The sequence below is a fragment of the Bradyrhizobium sp. UBA2491 genome, from assembly GCF_002341725.1.
Taxonomy (GTDB): domain Bacteria; phylum Pseudomonadota; class Alphaproteobacteria; order Rhizobiales; family Xanthobacteraceae; genus Bradyrhizobium.
Map to the genome: position 1 here is coordinate 109,815 of NZ_DDOP01000041.1, position 9,792 is coordinate 119,606.

Below are 9,792 nucleotides of genomic sequence, written 5' to 3' on the forward strand. Positions count from 1 at the left end.
GCGGTAGCGGACGGCGGACATGGATGATGAGGCGCGGCGAGCGTTGATGTCCCGATTTAGGGGAAAGAACTCTAGGCCGGAGGTCTTAGTTCGCCAAAGGTTACACGCGGAGGGGCTGAGGTTCCGCCTCCATCGGAGGGACCTGCCGGGTACCCCCGACATCGTTATGGTAGGGAGACGGACCGTCGTGTTTGTCCACGGGTGCTTTTGGCACCACCACACGGGGTGCCCTGTAGCCCGAATACCCGCATCTCGCCCTGACTTTTGGCGTGAGAAGTTTCGACGCAATAAGAGAAAAGACCGAGCGTCGCGCGAAGCGCTTGAAACACTAGGGTGGCGAGTAAAGGAGATTTGGGAGTGCGAGGCGCTTGATCCGACGAAATTAGAAGTAGCAATTCGTGATCTGATACCAAGAACTGCGGCGCGAAAGCGATCAGCTAAAACTCGTAGTCGCCTCAAAGTACGCACTAGTTGAGCCCCCAATCCCCGAATCGATCTGCGATATCGCTCGTTCGGGAGGTCCGCACTTGATTGTGCCGTTGGTGAGCGGTGTCTCCCGGACAGAGCGCGTACAGGTTGAATGCATCATATGAGTAATTCTGGCGTCAGCATAGACAAAGACAGTAAAACCGCCTTGTTAGCACGAATATTCTGTGATCGGCGCGTTCACTTTTTGATCCCGGCGAAGGCGGCGGCGATGCCGCGCTGGAACAGCGACCAGTCGAAGCCGAGCGCGAGCGCGAGGTAGCCGCGGTCGATCATCGCATTGGCTTGCTCGGCGGTGCGCGCAACGCCGCCGATCGGCACGCCGCTCTTCATGATGCCTTCTTCCGCGCGCTGCATCAGCGCGACCACTTGGGGATCGTCGGGCAGGCCGCGCTTGTTGATCGAGGTGGCGAGATCGCCTGGGCCGATCACCGCAAGGTCGATGCCGGGGGTCGCCATGATCTCGTCGATGCGGTTCACGGCATCGACATGCTCGATCGTGACCATGCAGATCATGTCGTCATCGGCGGTCGCCATGTAGTCGTTCATCGAGACGCCCCAGCGGAACGGCGCATGGAACGGTCCCCAGAGCCGGTCGCCGTTCGGCGGATAGCGCACGCTGCGCACGGCCTTCTCGGCGTCGGCGCGGTTGCAGATCATCGGAAAATTGATGCCGAGCGCGCCGATGTCCATCGGTGCCTTGGCGAGGTGCGGCTCGTTGGCGGCGATCCGCACCATCGGCACGCACGGCGTCCCTGACGTTGCCACGATCATCGCATGCGCGGTGCCGAGATCGATCGGGCCGTGCTCGAGATCGACGATGATCCAGTCCAGCGACTGCGCCATGATCTGCACGGTCTGGATGCTCGGAATGGTCGCGATCGCGCCGAAGGTCGGGCGCTTGTCGCGCCACTGCTTGCGCAGGCGGTTGAGCGGCGTCAGCGGGGCTGCGGTCAAATTCGGTCCTCCCTCGAACGAGAGCAGAGGCTAGCAGCGCGCCGTGACGGCGGAAAGGATCAGGCCGGGACGCGGCCGCCGAAGAACGGCGTCAGTGCCGCGGTGAGCGCATGCGGGCGCTTGGAGGTGAAGATCATCTCGGCGCCGGCCGTGTCGCTCGCGGCGCCCACCGGGCCGAGCAGGTCGGCGACCCGGCGCGCGATCGCCGGGGCCGGATCGATCCACTGGACCGGCCAGGGCGCGAGCCCGGTCAGGCGTTCCAGCAGCAGCGGATAATGCGTGCAGGCCAGCACGACGGTGTCGGTGCGGGCCGGGTCGCCGGGGCCGTCGCCGACGAAACAGGGCGCGAGCTCGGCCGCGATGTCCTGGTCGCGCACGCTCTGGCCGCTGAGGGCGGCTTCCGCCAGCGAGGCGAGCTCGCCGGAGCCGACCAGCGTCACCTCGCAGCCCTGCGCAAAATCCGAGATCAGCTTGCGGGTATACTCCCGCTTCACGGTGCCCCTCGTGCCGAGCACCGAGACGCGGCGGGTCTTCGACGAGGCGCAGGCCGGCTTGATCGCCGGTACGGTGCCGACGAAGGGCAGGCGGTAGGCATCACGCAGATGCGACATCACCAGGGTCGATGCCGTGTTGCAGGCGATCACGACGAGGTCGGGCGCGTGAGCCTCGATCAGCTCGCCGACCAGCGGCACCACGCGGGCGATGATCTCGTCCTCGGTGTGGTGGCCATAGGGGAAGAACGCGTCATCGGCGACATAGACGTAATGCGCGTCGGGCCGGGCGCGGACGATCTCGCGTAGCACGGTGAGGCCGCCGAGGCCGGAATCGAACACAAGGATGGTCGGGGGAGTGGACACGGTGAAAAGTCTATCCGAAGCAGGGTTACCATTCAGTTGTTATTGGCTATCCGGCCTCTGCGGCCGACAAAAGGCGGTGAAGGCGGGAATTTCATATGGCCTTGATCGATCCCTGCAAGTATCACGGCAAACTATTGCCGCGACGTGCGAAATCCTAACGGGGCCAATCGATCATGATCCGCAATACCACCACGAGCTGGGGCTCGCTCGCCCGTGCGTTCCACTGGGTGTTGGGCATCGCCATCATCGGCATGCTGGCTTATGGCTGGTGGATGAACCACATCCCGGCGCGGGCGGACAAGTTCTTCTACCGGTCAATCCATGCCGATATCGGCTATCTGGTGCTGCTCTTCACCGTGCTGCGGCTGCTCTGGCGCGGCGTTAATCCGACGCCGGCACTGCCGGCCGATACGCCCTCCTGGCAGCGGATCGCCGCCCGCCTCAGCCATGGCGCGCTTTACCTCGTCACCATCCTGGTGGCGATGCTGGGCTGGGCGCATTCCGGCGCCCGCGCCCAGGACTATTCGAGCTTCTTCGGCCTGTTCCACGTTCCCCAGATCACGTCGCCCGACAAGGCGGCGGCGGACGCCTATGAGGATCGCCATATTTTCTTCGCCTATGTGCTGCTGGCGCTGATCGTGCTGCATCTCGCCGCGGTTGCCTTCCATTACTTCGTCAAGCGCGACCAGATCGCTGCGCGGATGATCGGGGCAGGTGAGGCCGACGCCTCGGGTTAGCCCAACAGGCGGGCTGCGCTCGGCGGTTGGTCTCGAAACGGCCTTGCGAGCCGGGTAATTGCGGCATCCTGAGATGAACCGGGGCGGCCATCGCGGCCAGAATGCTCGTGAACGATCCTGCGCGCGATCAAGTGGCTTGGCGGATGCCGGACGAGGGCGCACCGCATGCCGCCACCTGGATGGCTTTTGGCGCCGGCGCGGCAATCTGGGGCGGCAAGCTGCTGCCTGTCGCGCGGGAAAATCTCGCTGACATCGCCAAGGCGATCGCCGCCTATGAGCGCGTGAACATGCTGGTGCGCGAGGAAGACCACGCGATCGCTGCCCGGCTTTGCGGCCCGGCGGTCAACCTCGTCGTCCAGGCGGTCGACGATGTGTGGCTGCGCGACACCGGGCCGGTCTTCGTGGTTGATCCGTCCGGGCAGCTCGGCGCCGTCGGTTTCAATTTCAACGGCTGGGGCAACAAGCAGCGCCATGCGCTCGATGCCACGGTCGCGGGGCGTGTCGCCGGACTGGCAAAGGCGACGTTCCTGGAAGCCGGACTGGTGCTGGAAGGTGGCGGGATCGAAGTCGACGGTGAGGGGACTGCGATCATCACCGAGAGCTGCGTGCTCAATCCAAACCGCAACCCGGGTCTATCCAGGGAGAAGTGCGAGGCCGAATTGTCCCGCCTGCTCGGGCTCGACAAGATCATCTGGCTGCCCGGCATCGCTGGCAAGGACGTCACCGACGGACATACCGACTTCTACGCACGGTTTGCCAGTCCCGGTGTTGTCGTCGCAGGTCTGGAGACGGATCCGTCGTCGTTCGACCACGCGGTCACCAAACGGCACCTCGACATCCTGCGCGGAGCCACGGATGCGAAGGGTCGGCGGCTGGATGTCGTTGTGTTGCAGGCACCGTCGACGGTGCGTCCAAAATACAGCAGCAAGGAATTCGCCGCCGGCTACATCAATTTCTATGTCTGCAATGGCGCCGTCATCGTGCCGGAATTCGGCGACGCCGCAGCCGACGGCAATGCGCGCGACAAGCTGCGCGACCTGTTCCCGGATCGGGAGATCGTTCAGCTCAACATCGACGGCATTGCGGCCGGCGGCGGTGGAATTCATTGCACGACGCAGCAGCAACCGCGTTCGCAACCATGAATGCAGGCCGCGACGTGCTCGCGGCCTGATCCATTTCCGGCTGAACGAAGTTTAGCCCGCCGGCATCTGCTTCTCGACCAGGCGCACCCAATATGAGGCGCCGTGGCCGAGGATGTTGTCGTTGAACTTGTAGGCGGGGTGGTGGCACATCGGGCCATCGCCCATGCCGAGGAACACGAACGCGCCGGGGCGCGCCTCCAGCATGAATGCGAAATCCTCGGCGCCCATCACCGGCACCAGATTGTCGTTGACGCGGTCGGCGCCGACCACGTCGCGGGCGATCTCGGCGGCGATGCCGGCCTCGCGGGCGTGATTCAGCGTCACCGGATACATGCGTCCATAATCGGTCTCTGCCGATCCGCCATAGGCCTTGGCGATGCTGGAGGCGACTTCGCCGATCCGGCGCTCGACCAGGTCGCGCACCCCGGGATCGAGCGTGCGCACCGTGCCGCCCAGCGTGACGGTTTCGGGGATCACGTTGAACGCGCTGCCGGCCTGGAACATGGTGATCGAGATCACGGCCGATTTCAGCGGGTCGACATTGCGCGACACGATCGATTGCAGCGCGTTGATGATCTGGGCGCCGATCAGGACGCTGTCGACCGCCTCGTGCGGCGCGGCGCCGGCATGGCCGCCCTTGCCGTGCACGACGATCTTCAGGGTGTCTGACGAGGCGAGCATCGGCCCCGGCGTGGTCGCGAAGTAACCCTCGGGCAGGCCCGGCATGTTGTGCAGGCCATAGACCTCCTGGATCCCCCAGCGGGTCATCAGGCCGTCGTCGACCATCGCCTTGCCGCCGGCGCCGCCTTCCTCGGCCGGCTGGAAGATCACGACCGCGGTGCCGTCGAAATTCCGCGTCTCGGTGAGATACTTCGCGGCGCCCAGCAGCATCGCGGTGTGGCCGTCATGGCCGCAGGCGTGCATCTTGCCAGGGACCTTCGAGGCATAGGCAACGCCCGAGGCCTCCTCGATCGGCAGCGCGTCCATGTCGGCGCGCAGCCCGATGGTCTTGCCCGAGCCGTTCTTGCGGCCGCGGATCACGCCGACAACGCCGGTGCGCCCGATTCCCGTTACCACCTCGTCACAGCCGAACTCGCGCAGTCTGTCGGCGACGATGCCGGCGGTGCGGTGCACCTCGTAGAGCAGTTCGGGATTCTCGTGGAAGTCATGGCGCCAGGCGGCCATTTCATCCGAGAGGGCGGCAACGCGATTGACGATGGGCATGGGAAGGGTCCGTTTCTTGTGATTGCGGTGGCGGGGAGCGTAGCGCAACCCGCCGCATTGTCACGCGGAATGGCACCAGCCCGTGGCCCGGATCAGGTCGGCCCGCTACAGATTCGCCAGTCCGCATTCGACGGCGAGGCGGACCAGCTGGGCGTCGGTCCGCATCCCGGTCTTGGCCTTGATCAGATAGTGGTAGTTCTGCACGGTCTTGGTGCTGAGGTTCAGATTGGCCGCGATCTGCTCCTTGGTGTGGCCGGCCGCGAGCTGCCGCAGGATCTCGATCTCCCGCTCGCCGAGCTGGTCGAGCGCCGATCTGGTCGGCACCAGGCTCTCCAGCGCCAGCACCCGGGCCACGTCGTCACTCATCGCATGCTCGCCGCGCGCAACGGCGCGGATCGCTGCGATCAGTTCGGCCGGCTCGCTGCCCTTGGTGACGAAGCCGGAGGCGCCGGCGGCGAAGGCTGCCTTCACCTGCGCCGCCTCGCTGTGCATGCTGAACACCAGGATGCGCGCGTCGGCATCGCGCGCGCGGATGTTGCGGATCGCTTCCAGTCCGCTGGCGCCCGGCATCGAGATGTCCATCACCACGACGTCCGGCTCGTGCGACTTGAACGCGCGATAGGCATTGGCCGCGTTGTCGGCCTCGGCGACCACGCGGAAATCGTCCTGGTGTTCGAGCACGCGCCGGTAGCCTTGGCGGACGACGGGATGGTCGTCGACCAACAGGATGGCGATACCTCGGGCCTTCGAGGCTATCGTCTTGGCGGTCGTCATCTCAGGCGGCGAGCGGGATCGTGGCGGCAACACTGAGGCCGCGGCTGGCGCGTGCGATCGACAGCGAGCCGCCGAGTGCGGCGACCCGCTCGCTGACGCCGGTGAGGCCGAAGCCGGCCGATTCCGCCACCTTGGCCGCATCGCCGCCGCCATCGTCCTCGACCCGCACGAGCAGCGCATTCTCGGCGCCGGTGCGCCGCTCGATCCGCAGCACAATCTCGCGCGCCGCGCTGTGGCGCAGCGCGTTGGTCAGGCATTCCTGCGCGACGCGATAGGCGGTGGCGGCGACAGTCCCGCGCACGTCGGCGAGATCGCCTTGCAGGTCGAGCTGGATCAGCGGCTGGGTCGTGGCCCGCGAGCGCCAGCTATCGACGAGGCTGACCAGGCTTGCCTCCAGCCCGAGCTCCTCGGCCGGCGGATGACGCAGCCGGTTCAGCGTATCGCGCAGGCAGGCCATGATGCGGCGCGTCGCCTGCGAGATCATCCGCGCATCCTGCGCGATCTCGTTGCCGGGATCCTTCTGCGGCGCGGTGGCCTCGATCGTATTGGCGAAGGCGAGGATGGCGGTGAGGTTCTGGCCGAACTCGTCATGCAGCTCGCGGGCGAGCGCGCGGCGTTCGTCGCTGCGGATCTCGAGCAGGCGCCGCGTCAGCACCGTGCGTTCTTCCTCGGCTGCCGCGAGGCGGTCGCCGAGATCGCTCACGGCGCGTCCGATCATCGCCAGCTCCATCGAGCGGATCCGCGGCAGCGGCGTTAGGTATTCGCCGTCGGCCATGCGTTGCAGTGCCGTGACGATGGTTCGCGCCGGCGCCAGCGTATGGGCGATGGCGAGCGAGGCGAGCAGGGCGATCGCGAGCGCCATCAACAGTGCGACATGGATGTTGTCGAGGATGTGCTGCCAGGCCAGCGCGATCGCGGCGTCCGGATCGGGCGTGGCGCGGACGGTTCCGCCGGTCGCGGCGCGCTCGCTGATCGGCCGCTCAACCGTGGTGTGGTCGCCGAGCACCGTCTGGACGGTGGTTGCGAACCAGCGCGGCGGCGTCTTGCCGATGCCCTTGCTCTGGCCGCAAAGCGGCTTTTCGAACGCGCCGGCGGGCTCGAACTGGACGCAGATGCCCGGGGCGATCAGGCCCATGGTCTCGATGGTGCGCCAGTCCGGCGAGGGGAGTAATTGTTCACGCATCCGGTTGCTGCGCAGCAGCAACTCGCGCCAGTACAGCCCTTCGAGCGCTTGCGACACCCGTTCGGCGGAGGCTTCCGTAGCGCGATCGACGCTGCGATAGGCATCGATCGTGGCCCAGACCGTGGCCGCGCCGAGGCAGAACGCGACGATGACGAGCAGGCGGGCGACCAGTTGAAGCACGAGGCGCATGCGATCACTCCTCAGTCGGAGCGCGTTGTGGAACGACACGCCCAAACGCAAGTAGCGAACGGTAGCAGCAAGCTGGTTCCGAGCCAATGCAACCCAGCGATGAGGCAAGAGATCGGGCAATTTGCCCAACGAAACTTGGGCAGATGTCTTTGGACGGCATTTTTCGGCTCTGCTCTAACCGGAGGAGAGATCGCACCGCTTGATGGAACGGTCGGCAACGGGAGATAACGCAGCATGAGTGCCAGGGTCGGCGCCGCGGCCGCATCGGCCGGCACTGATACGGCGGAGCGCAGCGTGCTGCTGCTCTGGATGATCTTCACCGGGCTGTCGATTTTCGCCGCGTTCCTGCTGTGGCGTTACGGCCTGATCAGACTGATGGTCCACTCCGACCGCACCTACATTTCCAGCGTCATTGCCGTCCTCTACGTCCTGACCTGCATCCATTGCTTCTGGCGGACGCGGGCGATCGCGCGCGAAGGCGAGGTGGCGCGCTCCTGTCGATCGGTGCTCGCCGCACCCGACGGCGCGGGTGCGCTTGCCGCAGACGCCAAGGGCCTGCCTGGCGGGCTCGTCACCGATCATATCCGCAGCCTGGTGCAGAAGGCCGACGCGCAGGCCAAGGGGCCGATCGACCAGACCCTGCTGCTGCGCACGCTGGCGGACCGGCTGCGCGGCTCCAACGGATTTGGCGCCTTCGCCTCCGACACGCTGATGAAACTCGGCCTGCTCGGCACCATCATCGGCTTCATCATCATGCTGGCGCCGATCGCAAGCCTCGATGCCGCCGACAAGGTCGCGATGAAATCGTCGATGGGCCTGATGAGCGACGGCATGGCGGTCGCAATGTACACGACGCTTGCCGGCCTGATCGGATCGATCCTGGTTCGCGTCCAGTACTACATGCTCGATTCCGCGACCCAGCGGGTGTTTTCCGATGCCGTCGTGCTGACCGAAACGCACGTCACCCCGGCTTTGGAACGCCGCCATGATGGATGAATTCGGGCTCTATCCGCGCGAGGAGCCGTTCGATCCGCTTGGCGTCATGCTGTTCAAGGCGCTGCAAGTGATCGCCTTCCTGTTCTTCCTGGCGCTGCTGTCGGTTTCGCCCGACTCCAAGGAAGGCAAGATCGAATCCAAGGCGGAGTTCATCATCACCATGGACTGGCCGGACAACCATCCCGACGATCTCGACTTGTTCGTGCAGGACCCTGCCGGCAACATCGCATGGTACCGGCATCGCGAGGCCGGTTTCCTGACGCTCGATCGCGACGACCGCGGCGGCGCCAATGACTTCATCGTCGTGAACGGCAAGAAGATCGCATCGCCGATCCGCGAGGAGATCGTCACCCTGCGCGGCATCGTCGCCGGCGAGTACACCGTCAACGTCTCGCATTTCCAGGCCACCACCGGCGAGCCGGTGCAGGCCAATGTGAAGGTGCAGAAGCTCAACCCGACGGCGCAAGTGATCTTCGACGACAAGCTGACCGTCGATCACACCGGCGACGAGAAGACCGCGGTCAGGTTCCGCCTCGATGCCGAGGGCAAGGTGATCAACGTGGACCAGCGGCCAAAATCGCTGCTCGAGACCTTCCGCAGCAATTGGCGTAACGGCGCCGACCTCGATCCGAACACCGGCGCCCCTAAATCCGGCGTCAGGGTGCTTGGCCGTGACTAGTCTGCAATCAATCATCCTCACGCTCGCGGTCGCCTATGCGGTGATCGGCGCGCTGCTGCTGATCGTGCTGGTCTATGCGCGGCTGCACTGGTCGCTGAAGGCCGTCGTCATCGTCGTGACCAGCGCCTTCTACTTCGTCAGCTTCGGCGGCATGCGCGGCCTGCTCGGCTGGGCGTCCGCGGAAAAGCTGCCGGCGAATTTCAAGCTGCTGTCGACGCGGATCGTGGAGCCGCATTCGCTGGAGGGCGATCCGGGCTCGATCTATCTCTGGGTCGAGGAGCTCGACGAGGACAACCGGCCGAGCGCGGTCCCGCGCGCCTTCCGCATTCCCTACAGCGAGGCGCTGGCCGAGCAGACCCACACCGCCGACAACGAGATCAAGGCCGGGCGCCCGCAAGGCGGCCGGGCGGCGGATTTCGGCGGCGGCGACGGCACCATCATGGACTTCGTCAGGGAGTACATCACGCCGAAGACGATCCTGGAGACATCAGGCGGCGATTCCACGACCGGGACGTTCGTGGCCCCGCCGGCGGGTGCCCAGGGATCGGTCTTCACGCCGCTGCCGCCC

Annotated in this window: 11 protein-coding genes; 6 read left to right on the forward strand and 5 right to left on the reverse strand. The window is 65.7% G+C overall.

What is annotated here, in order from left to right:
* Window positions 1-19: 19 nt before the first annotated feature.
* The gene (locus B2W55_RS13325; protein WP_080890985.1) at window positions 20-475 is read left to right on the forward strand and encodes a very short patch repair endonuclease; all 456 of its coding nucleotides are present in this window, start codon (window positions 20-22) and stop codon (window positions 473-475) included.
* A 191-nt stretch (window positions 476-666) separates the two neighbouring features.
* Here the strand turns inward: B2W55_RS13325 and B2W55_RS13330 are convergent, their stop codons facing one another.
* Window positions 667-1,443: an HpcH/HpaI aldolase family protein gene (locus B2W55_RS13330; protein WP_024582589.1), complete on the reverse strand. Its 777-nt coding sequence runs from the start codon at window positions 1,441-1,443 to the stop codon at window positions 667-669.
* A 59-nt stretch (window positions 1,444-1,502) separates the two neighbouring features.
* Window positions 1,503-2,300, reverse strand: a complete 798-nt coding sequence (murI, locus tag B2W55_RS13335; protein WP_024582588.1) for a glutamate racemase — start codon at window positions 2,298-2,300, stop codon at window positions 1,503-1,505.
* A gap of 173 nt (window positions 2,301-2,473) precedes the next feature.
* On the opposite strand from murI, the gene B2W55_RS13340 reads away from it, so the two are divergent.
* Both B2W55_RS13340 and B2W55_RS13345 read left to right on the forward strand, forming a co-directional pair.
* Window positions 2,474-3,037, forward strand: a complete 564-nt coding sequence (locus B2W55_RS13340) for a cytochrome b (protein WP_024582587.1) — start codon at window positions 2,474-2,476, stop codon at window positions 3,035-3,037.
* Between the two features lie 143 nt (window positions 3,038-3,180).
* Window positions 3,181-4,179: an agmatine deiminase family protein gene (locus B2W55_RS13345; protein ID WP_100555196.1), complete on the forward strand. Its 999-nt coding sequence runs from the start codon at window positions 3,181-3,183 to the stop codon at window positions 4,177-4,179.
* A gap of 51 nt (window positions 4,180-4,230) precedes the next feature.
* Here the strand turns inward: B2W55_RS13345 and B2W55_RS13350 are convergent, their stop codons facing one another.
* The 3 genes from B2W55_RS13350 to B2W55_RS13360 all read right to left on the reverse strand — a co-directional run bounded on the left by B2W55_RS13350 (window position 4,231) and on the right by B2W55_RS13360 (window position 7,549).
* A complete protein-coding gene (locus B2W55_RS13350; RefSeq protein WP_024582585.1) occupies window positions 4,231-5,403 on the reverse strand; it encodes a M20 aminoacylase family protein in 1,173 nt (390 codons plus the stop codon).
* 105 nt (window positions 5,404-5,508) lie between these two features.
* A complete protein-coding gene (locus tag B2W55_RS13355) occupies window positions 5,509-6,177 on the reverse strand; it encodes a response regulator (protein ID WP_029879443.1) in 669 nt (222 codons plus the stop codon).
* A 1-nt stretch (window position 6,178) separates the two neighbouring features.
* Entirely contained in the window at window positions 6,179-7,549 is a 1,371-nt protein-coding gene (locus B2W55_RS13360) for a sensor histidine kinase (RefSeq protein WP_024582583.1), read from the reverse strand.
* 234 nt (window positions 7,550-7,783) lie between these two features.
* On the opposite strand from B2W55_RS13360, the gene B2W55_RS13365 reads away from it, so the two are divergent.
* The 3 genes from B2W55_RS13365 to B2W55_RS13375 all read left to right on the forward strand — a co-directional run.
* Window positions 7,784-8,545 (forward strand): MotA/TolQ/ExbB proton channel family protein, encoded by a 762-nt coding sequence (locus B2W55_RS13365; RefSeq protein ID WP_024582582.1) that lies wholly within the window; start codon window positions 7,784-7,786, stop codon window positions 8,543-8,545.
* Entirely contained in the window at window positions 8,535-9,224 is a 690-nt protein-coding gene (locus B2W55_RS13370; protein WP_024582581.1) for a hypothetical protein, read from the forward strand. The genes B2W55_RS13365 and B2W55_RS13370 overlap by 11 nt, the downstream gene beginning before the upstream one ends.
* A partial coding sequence (locus tag B2W55_RS13375; protein WP_291532230.1) for a hypothetical protein occupies window positions 9,217-9,792 on the forward strand: 576 nt, incomplete at its 3' end. The genes B2W55_RS13370 and B2W55_RS13375, both read left to right, overlap by 8 nt.